We start from the raw sequence: 18801 nt of genomic DNA on the forward strand, positions 1-18801 counted from the left end.
TAAAACATACGAATAATCAATTTTCTTCAAACATTCCAACTTAAAAGTTCATTTTTCTAAAAATCACAAATCATCGTTAAATTTTTCTAGAAAATAAATATTGTCACAGTTTGTTCACACACATCACAGAATTGACACCGTATAATAGCCAATTGGGAGGGAAATATGAAAAATACATTTAATCCATTACAAAGATTACATTTCTATGCAGCAATATTTATTGCTCCACTGTTAATCACTTTAACCATTTCGGGCATTGGTTACTTGTTCTTTCCAGAAGTTGAAAATAATATTTATAAGAATGAGTTTTTTGGTGACAGTGATGTAAAAACGCATCAAACATTAAATGATGCAGTACATCAAGTTGAACAACAATATGAAGGATTCTTTGTAAGTAAAGTTAGCATACTTGATGAACCATATAACAAACGAATTACACTGAGTGATATGGCAGGAAATCAACGTTACGTCTTTCTAGATCATAACAATCAATTTGTTGCAGATCAAAATGCGAAACATACGTATTCTAATGTGATGCGAAGTATACATAGTTCTTTGTTTACTGAAAATACTATTATTAATTATTTAGTAGAGTTAACCGCATGTTGGATGATATTCATGATTTTATCTGGTACTTATTTACTCATTAAGAAGCATTTAATTTCTAACAAAAGTAAGGCACTTCGTTGGCAAAAGTGGCACGCAATGATTGGAGTTATCATTGCAATTCCAGTATTTGTATTAGTCTTAACTGGATTGCCATGGTCTGGTTTTATGGGCAGTAAAATTGCCGGTATGATGGACACAAACGGTGACCTTGGTCAAGGTGAATTAGCGATTAATCCACCTAAATCAGATTTGAACGAATTACCTTGGGCTACACGTAAAAATAAACAGCCAGCTTCATCCGAAAAAGGTTCAAGTGGTCATCATGGTAATGCAGCAATGCCTCAAACCAAATTAGATTATCAAATATCTATTGATAAGGTCGTTGAACAGGCGCAAAAAGCTGGTATTAAAAAGCCGTTTTCAATCGTATATCCAAGTGATAAAAATGGTACCTTTATTGTATCTAATACTAGTAATTCAGGTGTTACTGGGCTAGATGTATCACCATACAAGGAACAAACACTTTATTTCGATCAATATAGCGGTAAAAAGCTAGGTACGATTAAATATGATGACTACGGTATTATTGCTAAATGGTTTACATGGGGCATTCCGCTTCACGAAGGTCATTTATTCGGCATTTTAAATAAAATCATTAATTTATTTGTATGTATCGCTTTATTAGTAGCCATTGGCATGGGGTTTGTCTCTTGGATAAAGCGTACAAAAAATACTGCAGTAAAAGTACCACATCGCGTAAAAAAACCAGCATCTATATCACTCATAATATGTTTAATTGTATTAGGATTATTAATGCCATTATTTGGATTATCACTTATCCTTGTATTTATAATTGAATTAATATTATATATTAAAGATCGTCGTGCTAAACAATAATGCACTTAAAGTTTTGAACTGACGAAATTTACAAAATGATTCTCGTCTCTCTAATTACTTAAAACGGGTTCTATAATAAATCGTACTGATGGAAAGTTTTTACTTTTTATCTGTCCGATTTTTTGAATTTGAAGATAAAAAAGCATCTAAAACGCATAAGAAGATAACTCTACTTCTTCAAAATTACGTTATAGATGCTTTTTTATTAATTCATATGCATGTCGTGAATTTTCATCATTAAACCGTGTGGGACGTCATCATGTTTAACAATCTCTTGTTTATAAAATGTCTTCCCATCATCTTTAGAAACTAATTTTACAAAGTCTCCTTTTTTCGGCTTGAAATCATTAGATGGTTCTACTTTGATATTATGTTTGACTAATCCATCTTTTTCACTGACAACTTTTTCTGCATTTGTATTACTATTCATATAACCAAAATAAGTCGTTTTTTGACTAGAAAAAATCATTAAACATACAACGGCAATACCAATAACAACCAATGCAATAGATAAACCTAGACCCATTTTTTTACCCATTTATAGACTCCTCCATTTTTCAAAAATACCTATTATCATGAGAACTTAATTATTACTAATTTTAGTCACGCATTAGAAACACTTTAGTTTTCAATAGTTTTACGTTCTGTCTTTTTACCCCAGTATTGATAATAAGTACATTCTATATATCCATTAAATAACTTACGTCGCTTTGTTGCTTTACGATCTACTAAATATTCAAATTCTTTATTACTTGTTAAAATGTATGTAGATAAAAATGGATGTTGTTTCATTAGTTTACCAATATAACGGTACATTTCTTCAACTTCTTCACGATCACCAATACGTTCACCATATGGAGGATTTCCAATTAACGCCACCGGTTCTTCTGTATCAATTGTTAATGTATTGACATCTTTTACACTAAATTTAATAATATCAGACAACCCAACTTCTTCAGCGTTACGCTTAGCAATCTCTACCATTTCTGGATCGATATCAGAAGCATATACTTCGATTTCTTTATCATAATCAGCCATCTTATCCGCTTCATCACGGTAATCATCATAAATATTTGCTGGCATGATGTTCCATTGCTCTGATACGAACTCGCGATTAAAACCAGGTGCGATATTTTGAGCAATTAAACAAGCTTCTATAGCTATTGTACCCGAACCGCAAAATGGATCAATTAAAGGTGTATCACCTTTCCAGTTTGCAAGACGGATTAAACTTGCTGCCAACGTTTCTTTAATTGGTGCTTCACCTTGTGCTAATCTATAACCACGTCTGTTCAAACCAGAACCTGATGTGTCGATAGTCAATAATACATTATCTTTTAAAATGGCAACTTCAACAGGGTATTTGGCACCTGATTCATTTAACCAACCTTTTTCGTTATATGCGCGACGTAATCGTTCAACAATAGCTTTCTTAGTTATCGCCTGACAATCTGGCACACTATGTAGTGTTGATTTAACGCTTCTACCTTGAACTGGGAAGTTACCCTCTTTATCAATTATAGATTCCCAAGGGAGCGCTTTGGTTTGTTCGAATAATTCGTCAAACGTTGTTGCGTTAAAACGTCCAACAACAATTTTGATTCGGTCTGCTGTGCGCAACCATAAATTTGCCTTTACAATTGCACTTGCGTCTCCTTCAAAAAATATACGACCATTTTCAACATTTGTTTCATAGCCTAATTCTTGAATTTCCCTAGCAACAACAGCTTCTAATCCCATCGGACAAACTGCAAGTAATTGAAACATATATGATTCTCCTTTTATACAGGTATTTTATTCTTAGCTTGTGTTTTTTATACATTTCCAACAAATTTAATCGCTGATACATTAACGCATCCGCTTACTATTTTAAAACAAGGCAGTGTCATTATATCAAGACAAGGCGTTAATTTTAAGTGTTCTTTTCATGAAAAAAGCTCTCCATCATCTAGGAGAGCTAAACTAGTAGTGATATTTCTATAAGCCATGTTCTGTTCCATCGTACTCATCACGTGCACTAGTCACACTGGTACTCAGGTGATAACCATCTGTCTACACCACTTCATTTCGCGAAGTGTGTCTCGTTTATACGTTGAATTCCGTTAAACAAGTGCTCCTACCAAATTTGGATTGCTCACTCGAGGGGTTTACCGCGTTCCACCTTTTATATTTCTATAAAAGCTACGTCACTGTGGCACTTTCAAATTACTCTATCCATATCGAAAGACTTAGGATATTTCATTGCCGTCAAATTAATGCCTTGATTTATTGTTTCATCAAGCACGAACACTACAATCATCTCAGACTGTGTGAGCATGGACTTTCCTCTATATAATATAGCGATTACCCAAAATATCACTTTTAAAATTATAACATAGTCATTATTAGTAAGACAGTTAAACTTTTGTATTTAGTAATTATTTACCAAATACAGCTTTTTCTAAGTTTGAAATACGTTTTAAAATATCTACATTATTTGAAGATGTATTTGTTGTTGTATTATTCGAAGAAAAACTTTTATTGTCCTGAGGTCTTGATGTTGCTACACGTAGTCTTAATTCTTCTAATTCTTTTTTAAGTTTATGATTCTCTTCTGATAATTTTACAACTTCATTATTCATATCGGCCATTTTTTGATAATCAGCAATAATGTCATCTAAAAATGCATCTACTTCTTCTCTTCTATAGCCACGAGCCATCGTTTTTTCAAAATCTTTTTCATAAATATCTTTTGCTGATAATTTCAATGAAACATCTGACATTTTTTCCACCTCATTAGAAACTTTGATCTTCAGACCACTGTAAGTCATTGATGAATGCTGTTAATTCATCGAACGTCACAATATCACAAGTATAGTTTGTTTTATCCATAAAATCAACTAACATCTGCTTGAAGAACTTAGGACTCGCCTCTTGTTCCTCATCATAAATGAGCAATGTTTGATCCGAATGTTCAAGCATAAATTGATCTGCTTGTTTAAATTGAAAAGGACCTTGATACGACGTATGAAAAATACTATCAACATAATCTGCATGCTTAATTATGTTGGCATACTTACTTTGATTATGTTCATTCCACTTTTCTGTATGTCCTTGGAACGGTGTAATTACAGCAAACTTTAACGAATCATATGTTCGTTGTAATTCAATAACAACTTCTGCAGTCCATAATTCTATACCCATTTGCCCTTGTATTAACACCCATTCTAATCCTTCATCCAACAGTTGTTCAATTTTATGTTTTATAAATTGTTTTAAATAATGTACTTCAGGTGCGTCATCTTTAAAAATGTTTAATTCGAATGATTTGTAACCTGTTACATAAACTGTTTTAACCATCAGTACCCTCTTTTGTTACGCCATCTAATATATTTTGTAAATCATATTGAACACTTTTAAGCTTTTCTATAAATAACTTTCGACTTGTTCGCTTAAAATGACATTCGACAGAAAGTTGTTCAATGTTAGCAATCAGTAGCTCAAATTTCCTTGAATTCATATAAGGTACTTCTATAATAAATTCACGATGTAATTTGATCTCATTGAGTATGCTATCAATATGTTCAGTATATGGCTTTACAGTTTGGTAAAAATCATGATCTTGTTGTTGTGATTTCACATTTTCAAAATTTTGTTGCATGTTGTTAACTTCATAAATTAGTGATTCGACTACATCATTCATGAGGACGCCTCCTACATTTTTTAATTTATCACAATATACTGTATTCGTCATGTTTTAACACTCTATATAATTTGATTTAACTATTTTTTCAAATGTGTTATCTGTTAAATCAAGTAAATCTAAAAACTTCCTATATAAATACAAAATTTTATCGTGTATGTTGTTATACGATGAAAATACTTTTAATCTAATAAAATCATTTAAATCAAATACACCTCTGCTGATTAACAACACATACTTGTACTTGCCTCAAAAATAAAAATTACTAATCATGATTTGACTTTTATAACAAAATTCAAAAATATTGTAATGAGTATTCATTTTTATAAGCAAAACTTTTCAATTAATTAAAATTGTGTGTAAAATTCCAACATTAACGGTAAATGTATTATAATATTATTGTGTTAATGCTGAAATCACGTTAAAATAAGCTTTGGTGTATTGTGTCTTTCGCATTTATACTAATTTAAGTTTGGTGTTTCACTATAATGTTGTGTATAATAAACAACGTTTACTACCAAACTTGTGTGGTGAAATTTATGAATTATCCAAATGGTAAACCATATCGTAAAAATAGTGCTATAGACGGAGGGAAAAAGACCGCTGCCTTTAGTAATATTGAGTATGGTGGACGTGGTATGTCACTTGAAAAAGATATCGAACATTCAAATACGTTTTATCTTAAAAGCGACATTGCAGTTATTCACAAAAAGCCTACGCCAGTACAAATAGTTAATGTCAACTATCCTAAGCGGAGTAAAGCTGTGATTAACGAAGCTTATTTTCGTACACCTTCAACAACTGATTACAACGGCGTTTATCAAGGTTATTATATTGATTTTGAAGCAAAGGAAACTAAAAACAAGACGTCCTTTCCTTTAAATAATATTCATGACCATCAAGTCGAACATATGAAAAATGCATATCAACAAAAAGGTATTGTGTTTTTAATGATTCGTTTTAAAACGCTAGATGAAGTTTATCTTTTACCCTATTCAAAATTCGAAGTATTTTGGAAGAGATATAAAGATAATATTAAAAAGTCTATAACAGTTGATGAAATACGAAAAAATGGTTACCATATTCCTTATCAGTATCAACCAAGATTAGACTATCTAAAAGCAGTTGATAAGTTGATATTAGATGAAAGTGAGGACCGCGTATGACGGAAAACAAAGGATCTTCTCAGCCTAAGAAAAACGGTAATAATGGTGGGAAATCCAACTCAAAAAAGAATAGAAATGTGAAGAGAACGATTATTAAGATTATTGGCTTCATGATTATTGCATTTTTCGTTGTTCTTTTACTAGGTATCTTATTGTTTGCTTATTATGCTTGGAAAGCACCTGCTTTTACCGAAGCTAAATTACAAGATCCGATTCCTGCAAAGATATATGACAAGAACGGAGAACTTGTTAAAACATTAGATAATGGCCAAAGACATGAGCATGTAAATTTAAAAGACGTGCCGAAATCAATGAAAGACGCAGTACTTGCAACTGAAGACAATCGTTTCTACGAACATGGCGCACTTGATTATAAACGTTTATTCGGTGCAATTGGTAAGAACTTGACTGGTGGATTTGGTTCTGAAGGTGCCTCAACATTAACACAACAAGTTGTTAAAGATGCATTTTTATCACAACATAAATCTATTGGACGTAAAGCTCAAGAAGCATACTTATCATATCGTTTAGAACAAGAGTATAGTAAAGATGATATCTTCCAAGTATATCTAAACAAAATTTACTATTCTGATGGCGTAACAGGTATTAAAGCTGCTGCTAAGTATTACTTTAATAAAGATTTAAAAGATTTAAACTTAGCGGAAGAAGCTTATTTAGCCGGTTTACCTCAGGTTCCAAACAACTATAATATTTATGATCATCCAAAAGCTGCTGAAGATCGTAAAAACACTGTTTTATACTTAATGCATTATCATAAACGCATTACAGATAAACAGTGGGAAGATGCTAAGAAAATCGATTTAAAAGCGAACTTAGTAAATCGTACTCCTGAAGAACGTCAAAACATTGATACAAATCAAGATTCTGAGTATAATTCATACGTTAACTTTGTAAAATCTGAATTAATGAATAATAAAGCATTCAAAGATGAAAATTTAGGTAATGTATTACAAAGTGGTATTAAAATTTATACAAACATGGATAAAGATGTTCAAAAAACATTACAAAATGATGTTGATAATGGTAGCTTCTACAAGAATAAAGACCAACAAGTTGGTGCAACAATTCTTGATAGTAAAACTGGTGGTTTAGTTGCTATATCTGGTGGACGTGATTTCAAAGACGTCGTTAACAGAAACCAAGCAACAGATCCTCACCCTACTGGTTCATCTTTAAAACCTTTCTTAGCGTATGGACCTGCCATTGAAAATATGAAATGGGCAACAAACCATGCGATTCAAGATGAATCTTCATATCAAGTTGATGGTTCTACATTTAGAAACTATGATACGAAGAGTCACGGTACTGTATCTATTTATGATGCTTTACGACAAAGTTTCAATATCCCAGCTTTAAAAGCTTGGCAATCAGTTAAGCAAAATGCTGGTAATGATGCACCTAAGAAATTCGCTGCCAAACTTGGCTTAAACTACGAAGGCGATATTGGTCCATCTGAAGTACTTGGTGGTTCTGCTTCAGAATTCTCACCAACACAATTAGCATCAGCATTTGCTGCAATCGCTAACGGTGGTACTTATAACAACGCGCATTCAATTCAAAAAGTAGTTACTCGTGATGGTGAAACAATCGAATACGATCATACTAGCCATAAAGCGATGAGTGATTACACTGCATACATGTTAGCTGAGATGCTAAAAGGTACATTTAAACCATATGGTTCTGCATATGGCCATGGTGTATCTGGAGTAAATATGGGTGCTAAGACAGGTACTGGTACTTACGGTGCTGAAACTTATTCACAATATAATTTACCTGATAATGCAGCGAAAGACGTGTGGATTAACGGCTTTACACCTCAATACACTATGTCAGTGTGGATGGGCTTCAGTAAAGTTAAACAATATGGTGAAAACTCATTTGTGGGACATAGCCAACAAGAATATCCACAGTTCTTATATGAAAATGTGATGTCAAAAATTTCATCTAGAGATGGCGAAGACTTTAAACGTCCTAGCTCAGTAAGTGGTAGTATCCCATCAATCAATGTTTCTGGTAGTCAAGATAACAACACTACAAATCGTAGTACACACGGTGGTAGTGACACATCAGCAAACAGCAGTGGTACTGCACAATCAAATAACAATACTAGATCTCAACAATCTAGAAACAGCGGTGGATTAACAGGTATATTCAACTAATCCACTCAACATAAAATCCTCAGTTATACCATATTTATGGTGTAGCCGAGGATTTTTTTAGGTTCTTCATCTTTTATGGTGGGAAGGTAAAACTTCCTGCTTTTTTTATAAGTATTCATACGCTATTGCTATATTAGTAGAAACCGTAAAATCAGTCATTCACATACATTTTGAAACATCTAAATAGTTTTTCATATTCACATCTTTAGCTATGTAAAATTATTGAATTTGAATAAGTGGTTGTTCCCATTTTTAAAATTATGATTATATTTTCTCATAGTCATCTTAGACGCTGTTTTAAATTGATATATTTATTAATTCCCTGTGTACGTTAATCAGTGAAATATCAACATGTTTGCAACATATTTTCACAATCATAGATATAAGAAATCCACCTACGATTCGAAATAGATATCTTAAAGCATATCTCAAGATATCCATTATGATGTAGATGGACAGTTTTTATATTAAGACGTTGTAATGACACGACACCTAACATAATTATAAATATGTGTGCATGAATTAGTTTTATATATTTTCAACATTAGGAAATGATCAATCTTGTCTATACCTGCTTATTCTTTAACCTTGTTTGATAACTAGCATTCATTTTAATCAATTCAGTTTTAAAGGTCTTCATTTGTCGATAGCCCATAAAATGATATTTACGTTCAATCATATAATCATATCTTTCTTTAAAATTCATTGGCACAACAGGATATTGATTTAATTTATCAAAATCAATATTGCCAGTTATGTCATTAACCTGCTTAAAATAATCAATAATTTTACTATGGTATTCATCCAAGTAGGGCTTTGCTTCACTAGAACCTAATGTCTTATTTTTGGCAAATAAATCAATCTCTTGTTCTAAATTATCAAATACCTCTTTTGTAATATTTGTCATGTTATCACGCTTCTTTCAAACTAGCTTTATAACGTTTTTGTCCTTCTCTACAATCTTCTAATAGTGGACAAATATCGCATTTAGGTTTTCGGGCTAAACAGTGGTATCTTCCAAAGAAAATGAGTTGATGATGGCTCCTATTCCATCTATCTCTAGGTATGACAGAACATAAACGGTCTTCTACCTGTCTCACATTATCTTTCCAACGATTAATACCTAAGCGTTTAGAAACACGTTCTACATGCGTATCAACAGCTAATGAAGGTTCATCAAATGCTACACTCATGACTACATTAGCAGTTTTACGTCCTACACCTGCTAAACTTTCTAATTCCTTATGTGTTTGTGGTATTTCTCCATTAAATTGATCAATCAAAGATTGACAAAGTTTCTTAATATTCTTAGCTTTGTTACGATACAGACCGATAGAACGAATATCATTCATAAGTTCTTCATCACTGACTGCCAAATAATCTTCAGGCGTTTTGTATTTTTTAAACAGCTCAGTTGTTACTCTATTTACTAGAACGTCTGTACATTGCGCTGACAATAATACAGCAATAGTTAATTCGAACGGATTATCATGTTTTAATTCACATTCTGCATCCGGAAACATATTTGCTATAACATCAATCATTTCTAATGCTTTTTTCTTACTTACCATCAAGGTTCTCCCCGTTTAACCAATCAAATTTAGGTACCGTTTTAACTGTGTGCGTCATTTTCGGTTTATTGAATTTTTCTCTTATTTTTCTAGAATCGTCAATTGTTTTGACATTGTTTTTCTTCCAATTAAGTAAAATACGATCTATATATTTAAAGCTAAGTTTATTCAAACTATTCGCCTCGTCTAATGCCGCTTGTATAATTGCAGTATCGTGTTTATCAACATCAATCCATTGATTTAACGTTTCTATTTCATATGGAGATAACGGCCTTGCAAATGTATCCTCTAAAACTCTAAATAATTGTTTAAATTTTTCTTTACTATTTAGCTCTTTCGTTTCCATACTTTGTTGCTTCAATATATGACTTAATTTTTCGAAAAAAGGATCTAGATTCATATATTCGGTAAATCTACCTTCTTCATCTTTTTGAACTTGTAATTCTAGCAATTCACGTTGTATCAAATTTTGAATAACCATTGTAATATCACGTGGTTGCATAGTTGAGCCCTTCTGAAGCAATTCAATTGAAGGCTGTTTATTTGATGTTTCGGAAGCATAAATCAATTTAAGCAAAATGACTAAATCTTGCTCATCTAAACCTAAGTCACTGTAATGGTCTAATAATTCTCTTCGTATCACTACAGGTCTTGCTTTTAATTGATATTTATCCATGTTCGTGCCCCCTTTTAAATTTAACCATTACTTAATAGTATAAATCATTTTCTTTAATTTTCGACTAAAATGCTTAATATATTTAACTAGTAGCAAACAAATTTTAAATAACAGTATTTTTTAACACTAGATTTTAACAATGAACTTTATGGATAATCAGATGAACTATTTATTTTCCAAATATAGTTACTAAACAAAAGTTTGTTCATGATTAATATAAGCCGTTATCAATCTTCATTTTCCAAGAATAAATCGCCCAGCTATTAATATAGGCTGGACGATTCTTTTTATTATCATAATATATATTTTAAGTAACGACCCTAAAACTTATGGATATAAACGGTTTAATAATCTTGGGAATGGCGCTGTTTCACGAACGTGTTCAACACCAGAAATCCATGCTACTGTACGCTCTAAACCTAAACCAAATCCACAGTGTGGCACACTACCATAACGACGTAAGTCTAAGTAGTAACTATATGCTTCTTCGTCTAATCCATGTTCTTTAACGCGTTGTTCTAACAATTCTAAGTCATCCACACGTTCAGATCCACCAATAATTTCACCGTATCCTTCAGGTGCAATTAAGTCTGCACATAATACAGTTTCTTCATTTTCAGGATTTGGTTGCATATAGAAAGGCTTAATTTTAGTTGGATAATTAGTAATAAACACCGGTAAATCATAATGATTAGCAATGGCTGTTTCATGTGGCGCACCAAAATCTTCGCCCCATTCAATATCATCAAAGCCTTCTGCTTTTAAGAATTCAATTGCATCATCATATGAAATTCTAGGGAATGGTGTCGCAACTTTTTCAAGTTTTGATGTATCACGCTCTAAAATTTTCAACTCTAGTTTACAATTTTCTAAAACTGATTTTACAACATGTGTTACATATTGTTCTTGAATTTCTAAACTTTCAGCATGATTTGTGAAAGCCATTTCTCCTTCAATCATCCAGAACTCGATCAAGTGTCTACGTGTTTTTGATTTTTCAGCTCTGAAAGTTGGACCAAATGAAAATACTTTTCCGTGTGCCATTGCTGCAGCTTCTAAGTATAACTGACCACTTTGAGATAAAAACGCATCTTGATCAAAGTATTTAGTATGGAATAATTCACTTGTACCTTCTGGCGCACTTGCTGTCAAAATTGGTGGATCAACCTTTGTAAATCCATCTTTGTTGAAAAATTCATACGTTGCACGAATAACTTCATTTCTAATTTTCATTACAGCATGTTGTTTTTTAGAACGTAACCATAAATGACGGTGATCCATTAAGAATTCTGTACCATGATTTTTAGGTGTAATCGGATAGTCATGCGCTTCTGAAATAACTTCAATTGATTTCACTTGCATTTCGTATCCTAAGTCAGAACGATTATCTTCTGTAATTGTGCCTGTAACGTATAGAGATGATTCTTGAGTAATTTCTTTCGCAAGTTTGAATACCTCTTCATCAACTTCTGATTTAACTACTACGCCTTGCATAAAGCCTGTTCCATCACGTAATTGTAAAAAGGCGATTTTACCACTTGAACGTTTATTTGTTAACCAAGCACCAATTGTAACGTCTTGGTTTAAATGATCTTTCGCTTGTTTAATCGTTGTTTTCATAACCATTCTCCTATTTATTTTTTCGTTATACAATACTCATTCATTTTAACAAAATCCGCTTTCAAGTTCTAGAACTAGACTAAAAGATAACGTGTAAATGGTAATGATTTACGCACAGATTTGAACATTAATTTATATTAAGACAATACAATCATCAGTTTCAGACAAAATATATAATAAAGCCTCAATATTATTAGTATGAAGGTCGTTTTTTGTGCTAACATTCAAGTTTAATTATAAAACTCAAATTTTGACGACCAAACAAAAATTCTTGTAACAGAACATAGCACATGTCATGTCACAAGAATTTTACTTTGTATTTCACTTTTTCTTTTTTTGAATTTGTCTTAATAATTTTCCAAACTGTTGAATGTCGCCTTTTTTCTGACGATAATTTTCAAGTGTTTGTTCAAAAAAGTTTTTATAATTACTGTTTATGAGTCGATCATCAAATGAAACTATTATGCCGCGATCATTTTCATTTCTAATTAATCTTCCAAGTCCTTGTCTAAAACGTGTAACTGCATCAGGTAATACATATTCCTTGAAAGTTGAAGTGAATTCAGAATCCATAAGCCAATATTTTGCATTATGCTTGTTCATAAACGGTAACTTCGCTATCATCACACATTTAATACCATTTGCTTGAAAATCAAAACCTTCAAAAAATGTTGACGTACCAAGCAGTATGGCCTTATCAAAATTATTAAACTGTTGTACTATTTTATAATTTTGGTTCTGCTGTTGTGTTAATACAACATAATCTTCAAATTCTGGCAATTCATTTAGCATATCTTGTACCATATGCATCATTTTATAACTCGTAAATAAGACTAAACATTTTGATGACGTTATAGTCGTATATTCAATAATATAGCTTACAATCGATGCTACATACTCATCTATATTTTTATATTGATAAGATGCTACATCACTCGGTATAAATACACTTGTATTTTTTGCACTTTGTAACGACGTGTTAACTTCAAATGTATTAAAGTGAACATCTTTGTTGAATAACTGTTTAAAAGCTTCAAACGAATGATTAAATTTTAAAGTACCAGATATAAAAATGAGTGATTTAAATTTTTCCAATACTTGTTTCGTTAATACATCTTTTACAGCGTAATCTTTCACATATAAACGTATTGTTGATTTTTGAGATAAATTTTTAATCGAAATGAAACTAGTATGTCCAGCTTTTAAACTTTGTTCGATATTTTTAAATTTATCTTTTAAATACAACAACTGTTTCCGTAATGATTTAACTGTTTTATGACTAATGCCATTGAATATTTCTAGCGTTTTATTTAACTTATCGATAATCGCATGTAAATCCTTCAAAATGTCTTTTGTTTCAAAAGTAAATACATTATGGAAGCGATGAATATCATCATCATAAACATCAGAATCATTGATAATCGTAAATATCGTTGAGAACAATTGCTCATTTAACTCATGAATCTCATTCATACTAGCCTTCAAGCCAAAAATATCAATTGGTGCAATATCTAATTTTTCCAAAATTCGCTGCTTTTCCAGTTGATCAATTGCCTTTAACAATTTTTCATTTTCGTTTTTACCAATCAAACCAAGCTGATATTTAATATCAGCATAACTCAACTCATTTGTCACTTGATTTAAGGCATAGTCTGGTAAGCGATGTGCTTCATCCACTATACAATCATCAAACAATTGATATATTGAATTTTCAACATCAGAATGAATTAAATGTGCATGATTTGTAATACCAATTTGAATGTTCTGTGCATTTCGCTTAATAAAATTATAATAATGAACATCGTGACGTGCCGGTACATATGTTTCAATTTTCTGGTCAAAATACATCTTTTGACCACCTTTTAAATTTAATTCCTGTATATCTCCGGACGGCGTCTCTGTAATCCAAATCAGCAATTGCATTTTCAAGATATTCACTTCGTAATTACTTGTGTCATCTTTTAAAATTTGACTAATAAGCCCCAATGAAATGTAATCACTTTTACTTTTAATCAATAGTGCATTAATTTTAAAATTCAACGCTTCATTCATTGCTGGAATATCTTTTTCTAACAATTGACTTTGCAGTAATTTAGTATTGGTAGAAATCATGACATGCTTCCCAGTTTCAATATTATACATCAAGGCCGCAAGTAAATATGCTAATGATTTACCACTGCCTAGTGATGCTTCAATCATTGCTTTTTCACTATGCATGAGCTGATCTAATATAGTTTCCGCTAAATATAATTGTTGCGGTCGATATGTTAAGCCAAGTTGATCTACAGCTTTGCTATATAAAGACTTCAAGCTGCCATTATAATTTGTTGTCGGCTTTTTAAAATCAACTTGCTTACGATAGATAATCTGTTCGAACTTTTCGTACGATTTATCCAATGGCTTTGCATCATATTGCCTAACCATCTCAAAGAAAATATCATACAAATCGTATTTCAACTGTTTACTTAAATAATATAATTGCTTCAAAGTATCTAACGGTAACTTTTCAAATTTTTCAAAAGCTAATATCATCAATTTAGCAGTAGTAGCGGCATCTTCGTCAGCTCGATGGGCATTTGCTAAGGTAATACCATGTGCCTCTGCTAATTCACTTAATTGATAGCTTTTATCTGTAGGAAAAGCTATTTTAAAGATTTCTAGTGTATCTATAACTTTTTTGGGACGATATTGAATATTACAATCTTTAAATGCCTTTTTAATAAAATTCAAATCAAAATCTACATTATGAGCTACAAAAATGCAATCTTTTATCTTATCGTAGATTTCTTGTGCAACTTGATTAAAATATGGCGCTTGTTGTAGCATATTTTCTTCAATGGATGTTAACGCTTGAATGAACGGCGGAATCTCTAAATTTGTTCTAATCATAGAATGATATGTATCAATAATTTGGTTATTGCGCACAAACGTTATACCAATTTGAATGATATCGTCAAAATCTAATTGGTTGCCTGTTGTTTCCAAATCCACAACGGCATAGGTTGCCATACCCATAGCTATCTCTCCTTGCTTTAGTGTTAAAAATCTATATCTGCACTAATTAAACGGTGTGATTCACCCGCTTCATCTCTAACAATTAGATAGCCATCGTAATCTAAATCAATTGCTTGTCCTTTAAACTGTTTATCATTTTCTGTAAATAGCAACGTTCTATTCCAAATATTAGAAGCTGCAGTATATTCTTCACGAATTTCAGAAAAAGGTAACGTTAAAAATTGATTATATCTTTTTTCAATTTCTTGAAGTAATATCTCTAAAAATTGATATCTATCTAATTTATTTTTATCATGTAATTGTATACTTGTTGCTCTATGTCTAATACTTTCATCAAAGTTTTCTAGTTGTTGCGTCAAATTAATACCTATACCACATATTATTGCTTCTATACCATCATTATTAGCAACCATTTCAGTTAAGAAACCACACACTTTACCATTATCAATAAATATATCATTCGGCCATTTCACTTTGACTTCATCTTGACTAAAATGTTGAATCGCATCTCTTATCCCTAATGCAATAAATAAATTAAATTTAGATATCATTGAGAATGCAACGTTAGGTCTTAACACGACAGACATCCAAAGTCCTTGCCCTTTTGAAGAACTCCAATGTCTATTAAATCGCCCACGACCTTTCGTTTGTTCATCACTCAAGATAAAAAATGAAGATTGATTTCCAACAAGTGACTTTTTCGCAGCAAGTTGTGTAGAATCTATTGAATCGTATACTTCACTAAAATCAAACAAAGCAGAACTTTTTGTATATTGGTCTATTATACCTTGATACCAAATATCTGGGAGCTGTTGTAATAAATGCCCTTTATGATTTACTGAATCTATTTTACATCCCTCTAACTTTAATTGGTCAATCACTTTTTTTACTGCAGTGCGTGAAATATTAAGTGATTCCGCAATGCTTTGTCCAGATATATAATTCGGTTTATTTTTATAGAGTAATTGAAGTACATCTTGACTATATTTTGACATGATTATCCACCCATTTCAAAATTTCAGTTTCTTCGTTGCTTACTTTACCTGTTACAATCGCTATCTCAATTTGTCTTAGCACATCTTTTAACCACGGACCACTTTTGGCATTTAAATGTGCCATAAGTACACCGCCATTAACCATCATGTCTTTTCTATTATGCATAGGTAAACGATGTAATGTTTCATCAATCGTTTGAAGGTTAACGATTAATGGTTCATGTCCTTGAATATCATTTGCCTTTAACACGTCTGCTGCAACCATTACATTTTTAATGAGATGCGTATCATAATCATAAACAAACATTTTTAATTGTTCTTTTGTAATAATACTTGGTAATGCATTCATAATTTGAATATATTGATTGATATCTTTTACTTGTCGGTTACTTAGCTTTAAAGGCTTCAATGAGTAATTAATATCAAATTTAACTGATACTATAGCAATCAACAATTCTAAATCAATTGCTTCAGTTACATTAATTTGATTCATATCAAGATGTTCGAAATACGGCATATAATTAAATGCTTTCAGCGATTTTAAATGATTAAAACTCTTTTCAACATTAATACCTCGCATTAATTTAGTTAGTTCAATCACTATACGCTCAATTGATAAAAATTTAATATCTGCCATTTGTATACGCATCGCTTCGAATGTTTCCGTTGCAATATCAAATGATAATTGTGACTGGAACCTTAAACATCGAATCATACGTAAAGCATCTTCTTGGAATCGTTCCTCAGCTATACCTACAGTTCTTATTATTCGATTATTAATATCTTGTTGACCATCAAAATAATCATACAATTTGTATGCTGTATCCATTGCTATCGCATTCATCGTGAAATCTCGTCGTTGCAAATCTTCGTATAAATCACGAACAAATGTAACACCACTTGGTCTACGGTGATCGACATAATCTTCTTCAGCCCGGAATGTTGTCACTTCATAATTTTCATCATTAAAAACTACATTTATCGTGCCATGTTCTTTACCTACAGGTATCGTATGACTAAAGATAGATTCTATTTCATCCGGCGTTGCACTTGTTGTGATATCTATATCATGAATATTTCTTCCCATGACATAATCTCTTACAGAGCCACCTACATAATATGCTTCAAAACCATTGTCTTGAATTTGTTCTAATATAGGCCTTGCCTGTTCAAATAATGATTTATCCATATTATTACTCGCCTTTACTTTTGTTATGCTCATTTAGCATTTTTTGATAATAATACTCATATTGATCTGTAATAAGTTCTGATCCAAAACGTTCAGCAATATCTGCTAGCATGTTTTTCTGAAGTTTGTTGTATAACACCTTATCTTCAAGTAATCGGATAGCATAGTCACTCGCTGAATCACAATCACCCACATCTACGACAAATCCAGTTTCACCATGTTTAATAACCTCTTTAATTCCACCGGCATTTGAACCAATTGGAACGACGCCTGTTTTCATAGCCTCAAGTAAAGTTAGTCCAAAGCTTTCTTTTTCACTTAATAATAATACTAAGTCAGATAATTGGTAAAATTCACTTACGCAATCTTGTTTCCCTAAAAATAAAACATCCTCTTCTACGTTTAACTCTTTCGTCAATTGACGCATTGGCACTAATTCAGGACCATCTCCAAGTAAAATTAATTTACTAGGTATCTTTTCACGTACTTTTGCAAATGTTTCTATAATAGTATCTATGCGTTTTACTTGTCTAAAATTCGATACATGTATTAACACTTTTTCATCTGGTGCTATACCAAATTGTGATTTTAATGCTGTGTTATGTTTAGTTGGAAACTCATTTTCACGTACAAAATTATAAATCGGTATAATTTCTTTGTTAGTTTCAATAATTTCATGTGTTTCTTGTGCTAAAGATTTACTCACACTTGTCACAATATCACTTTTTTTAATGCCAAATTTAATTGCACCTTGGAGTGAATGATCATAGCCCAAAACAGTAATATCAGTACCGTGTAGCGTTGTCATAATTTTTATATCTTTACCTGACATCTCACGAGCTAAAATCCCACAAATTGCATGAGGTACAGCATAGTGCATATGCAACAAATCAAGATCATATTCTTTAATAACTTCAGCGATTTTAGTACTTAACGTAATATCATACGGTGGATACTGAAATACTGCATATTGATTCACTTCAACTTGATGAAAAATCATATTCGGTAATGGTTTTCTTATTCTAAACGGGATATTTGAAGTGATAAAATGTACTTCGTGACCTCGCTCTGCTAATTTAATTCCTAATTCTGTGGCAATAATTCCAGAACCACCCATGGACGGGTAACATGTTATACCTATCTTCATTCGCTTGCCCATCCTTTCTTTCTATTTCTCTCTATTATTCTCGATGCGTAGATA

Annotated in this window: 17 protein-coding genes and 1 other RNA gene; 3 read left to right on the forward strand and 15 right to left on the reverse strand. The window is 31.8% G+C overall.

Annotated elements, in window-relative coordinates; genetic code table 11:
* Positions 1 to 165: 165 nt before the first annotated feature.
* Complete coding sequence (locus AA076_RS07305; RefSeq protein ID WP_000798980.1) at positions 166 to 1506, forward strand: PepSY-associated TM helix domain-containing protein; 1341 nt, start codon at positions 166 to 168, stop codon at positions 1504 to 1506.
* 205 nt (positions 1507 to 1711) lie between these two features.
* Here AA076_RS07305 and AA076_RS07315 read toward each other — a convergent pair whose 3' ends face one another.
* From AA076_RS07315 to AA076_RS15000, 7 genes are all read right to left on the reverse strand, one after another.
* The gene (locus AA076_RS07315; RefSeq protein WP_000516800.1) at positions 1712 to 2044 is read right to left on the reverse strand and encodes a DUF4889 domain-containing protein; all 333 of its coding nucleotides are present in this window, start codon (positions 2042 to 2044) and stop codon (positions 1712 to 1714) included.
* Positions 2045 to 2127: 83 nt separating this feature from the next.
* Positions 2128 to 3273, reverse strand: coding sequence for a THUMP domain-containing class I SAM-dependent RNA methyltransferase (locus AA076_RS07320; protein ID WP_000487150.1), 1146 nt, complete (start codon positions 3271 to 3273; stop codon positions 2128 to 2130).
* 208 nt (positions 3274 to 3481) lie between these two features.
* Positions 3482 to 3861: RNase P RNA component class B (rnpB, locus tag AA076_RS14995), an RNA gene on the reverse strand.
* Positions 3862 to 3923: 62 nt separating this feature from the next.
* Positions 3924 to 4268 (reverse strand): cell division regulator GpsB, encoded by a 345-nt coding sequence (gene gpsB / locus AA076_RS07325; protein ID WP_001286320.1) that lies wholly within the window; start codon positions 4266 to 4268, stop codon positions 3924 to 3926.
* A gap of 13 nt (positions 4269 to 4281) precedes the next feature.
* Positions 4282 to 4845, reverse strand: a complete 564-nt coding sequence (locus AA076_RS07330) for an SLOG family protein (RefSeq protein ID WP_000241308.1) — start codon at positions 4843 to 4845, stop codon at positions 4282 to 4284.
* The gene (locus AA076_RS07335; protein ID WP_001000800.1) at positions 4838 to 5188 is read right to left on the reverse strand and encodes a YppE family protein; all 351 of its coding nucleotides are present in this window, start codon (positions 5186 to 5188) and stop codon (positions 4838 to 4840) included. Before AA076_RS07335 ends, AA076_RS07330 begins: the two co-directional genes overlap by 8 nt.
* A 54-nt stretch (positions 5189 to 5242) precedes the next feature.
* Positions 5243 to 5422: a hypothetical protein gene (locus AA076_RS15000; RefSeq protein WP_001788819.1), complete on the reverse strand. Its 180-nt coding sequence runs from the start codon at positions 5420 to 5422 to the stop codon at positions 5243 to 5245.
* A 305-nt stretch (positions 5423 to 5727) separates the two neighbouring features.
* Between AA076_RS15000 and recU the strand changes: the two genes are divergently transcribed.
* Positions 5728 to 6354 carry a Holliday junction resolvase RecU gene (gene recU / locus AA076_RS07345; protein ID WP_001108889.1) on the forward strand — a complete coding sequence of 209 codons (627 nt, stop codon included), beginning with the start codon at positions 5728 to 5730 and terminating at the stop codon, positions 6352 to 6354.
* Entirely contained in the window at positions 6351 to 8534 is a 2184-nt protein-coding gene (locus tag AA076_RS07350; RefSeq protein WP_000138351.1) for a transglycosylase domain-containing protein, read from the forward strand. The genes recU and AA076_RS07350 overlap by 4 nt, the downstream gene beginning before the upstream one ends.
* A 565-nt stretch (positions 8535 to 9099) precedes the next feature.
* On the opposite strand, the gene AA076_RS07355 is transcribed toward AA076_RS07350, so the two are convergent.
* The 8 genes from AA076_RS07355 to bshA form a co-directional block, all read right to left on the reverse strand.
* Complete coding sequence (locus AA076_RS07355; RefSeq protein ID WP_000182019.1) at positions 9100 to 9441, reverse strand: YpoC family protein; 342 nt, start codon at positions 9439 to 9441, stop codon at positions 9100 to 9102.
* Between the two features lie 4 nt (positions 9442 to 9445).
* Positions 9446 to 10105, reverse strand: a complete 660-nt coding sequence (nth, locus tag AA076_RS07360; protein WP_000253765.1) for an endonuclease III — start codon at positions 10103 to 10105, stop codon at positions 9446 to 9448.
* Positions 10095 to 10781, reverse strand: a complete 687-nt coding sequence (locus AA076_RS07365; RefSeq protein WP_000362212.1) for a DnaD domain-containing protein — start codon at positions 10779 to 10781, stop codon at positions 10095 to 10097. Before AA076_RS07365 ends, nth begins: the two co-directional genes overlap by 11 nt.
* A gap of 327 nt (positions 10782 to 11108) precedes the next feature.
* Complete coding sequence (gene asnS, locus AA076_RS07370) at positions 11109 to 12401, reverse strand: asparagine--tRNA ligase (RefSeq protein WP_000858789.1); 1293 nt, start codon at positions 12399 to 12401, stop codon at positions 11109 to 11111.
* A gap of 321 nt (positions 12402 to 12722) precedes the next feature.
* The gene (locus AA076_RS07375) at positions 12723 to 15416 is read right to left on the reverse strand and encodes an ATP-dependent DNA helicase DinG (protein ID WP_000525078.1); all 2694 of its coding nucleotides are present in this window, start codon (positions 15414 to 15416) and stop codon (positions 12723 to 12725) included.
* Between the two features lie 23 nt (positions 15417 to 15439).
* Positions 15440 to 16411, reverse strand: coding sequence for a biotin--[acetyl-CoA-carboxylase] ligase (locus tag AA076_RS07380; protein ID WP_000049911.1), 972 nt, complete (start codon positions 16409 to 16411; stop codon positions 15440 to 15442).
* Positions 16398 to 17600 carry a CCA tRNA nucleotidyltransferase gene (locus AA076_RS07385; protein ID WP_000361544.1) on the reverse strand — a complete coding sequence of 401 codons (1203 nt, stop codon included), beginning with the start codon at positions 17598 to 17600 and terminating at the stop codon, positions 16398 to 16400. Before AA076_RS07385 ends, AA076_RS07380 begins: the two co-directional genes overlap by 14 nt.
* A gap of 4 nt (positions 17601 to 17604) precedes the next feature.
* Positions 17605 to 18747, reverse strand: a complete 1143-nt coding sequence (gene bshA / locus AA076_RS07390; protein WP_025175365.1) for an N-acetyl-alpha-D-glucosaminyl L-malate synthase BshA — start codon at positions 18745 to 18747, stop codon at positions 17605 to 17607.
* Positions 18748 to 18801 lie beyond the last annotated feature (54 nt).

It is taken from the genome of Staphylococcus aureus (genome assembly GCF_001027105.1).
GTDB classification, from domain to species: domain Bacteria; phylum Bacillota; class Bacilli; order Staphylococcales; family Staphylococcaceae; genus Staphylococcus; species Staphylococcus aureus.

What these genes read in the sequence shown, in the direction of transcription:
- AA076_RS07305 (WP_000798980.1), top strand. Translation starts at nt 166, where the DNA reads ATGAAAAATACATTTAATCCATTACAAAGATTACATTTCTATGCAGCA.
- AA076_RS07315 (WP_000516800.1), bottom strand. Translation starts at nt 2,044, where the DNA reads ATGGGTAAAAAAATGGGTCTAGGTTTATCTATTGCATTGGTTGTTATT.
- AA076_RS07320 (WP_000487150.1), bottom strand. Translation starts at nt 3,273, where the DNA reads ATGTTTCAATTACTTGCAGTTTGTCCGATGGGATTAGAAGCTGTTGTT.
- gpsB (WP_001286320.1), bottom strand. Translation starts at nt 4,268, where the DNA reads ATGTCAGATGTTTCATTGAAATTATCAGCAAAAGATATTTATGAAAAA.
- AA076_RS07330 (WP_000241308.1), bottom strand. Translation starts at nt 4,845, where the DNA reads ATGGTTAAAACAGTTTATGTAACAGGTTACAAATCATTCGAATTAAAC.
- AA076_RS07335 (WP_001000800.1), bottom strand. Translation starts at nt 5,188, where the DNA reads ATGAATGATGTAGTCGAATCACTAATTTATGAAGTTAACAACATGCAA.
- recU (WP_001108889.1), top strand. Translation starts at nt 5,728, where the DNA reads ATGAATTATCCAAATGGTAAACCATATCGTAAAAATAGTGCTATAGAC.
- AA076_RS07350 (WP_000138351.1), top strand. Translation starts at nt 6,351, where the DNA reads ATGACGGAAAACAAAGGATCTTCTCAGCCTAAGAAAAACGGTAATAAT.
- AA076_RS07355 (WP_000182019.1), bottom strand. Translation starts at nt 9,441, where the DNA reads ATGACAAATATTACAAAAGAGGTATTTGATAATTTAGAACAAGAGATT.
- nth (WP_000253765.1), bottom strand. Translation starts at nt 10,105, where the DNA reads ATGGTAAGTAAGAAAAAAGCATTAGAAATGATTGATGTTATAGCAAAT.
- AA076_RS07365 (WP_000362212.1), bottom strand. Translation starts at nt 10,781, where the DNA reads ATGGATAAATATCAATTAAAAGCAAGACCTGTAGTGATACGAAGAGAA.
- asnS (WP_000858789.1), bottom strand. Translation starts at nt 12,401, where the DNA reads ATGAAAACAACGATTAAACAAGCGAAAGATCATTTAAACCAAGACGTT.
- AA076_RS07375 (WP_000525078.1), bottom strand. Translation starts at nt 15,416, where the DNA reads ATGGGTATGGCAACCTATGCCGTTGTGGATTTGGAAACAACAGGCAAC.
- AA076_RS07380 (WP_000049911.1), bottom strand. Translation starts at nt 16,411, where the DNA reads ATGTCAAAATATAGTCAAGATGTACTTCAATTACTCTATAAAAATAAA.
- AA076_RS07385 (WP_000361544.1), bottom strand. Translation starts at nt 17,600, where the DNA reads ATGGATAAATCATTATTTGAACAGGCAAGGCCTATATTAGAACAAATT.
- bshA (WP_025175365.1), bottom strand. Translation starts at nt 18,747, where the DNA reads ATGAAGATAGGTATAACATGTTACCCGTCCATGGGTGGTTCTGGAATT.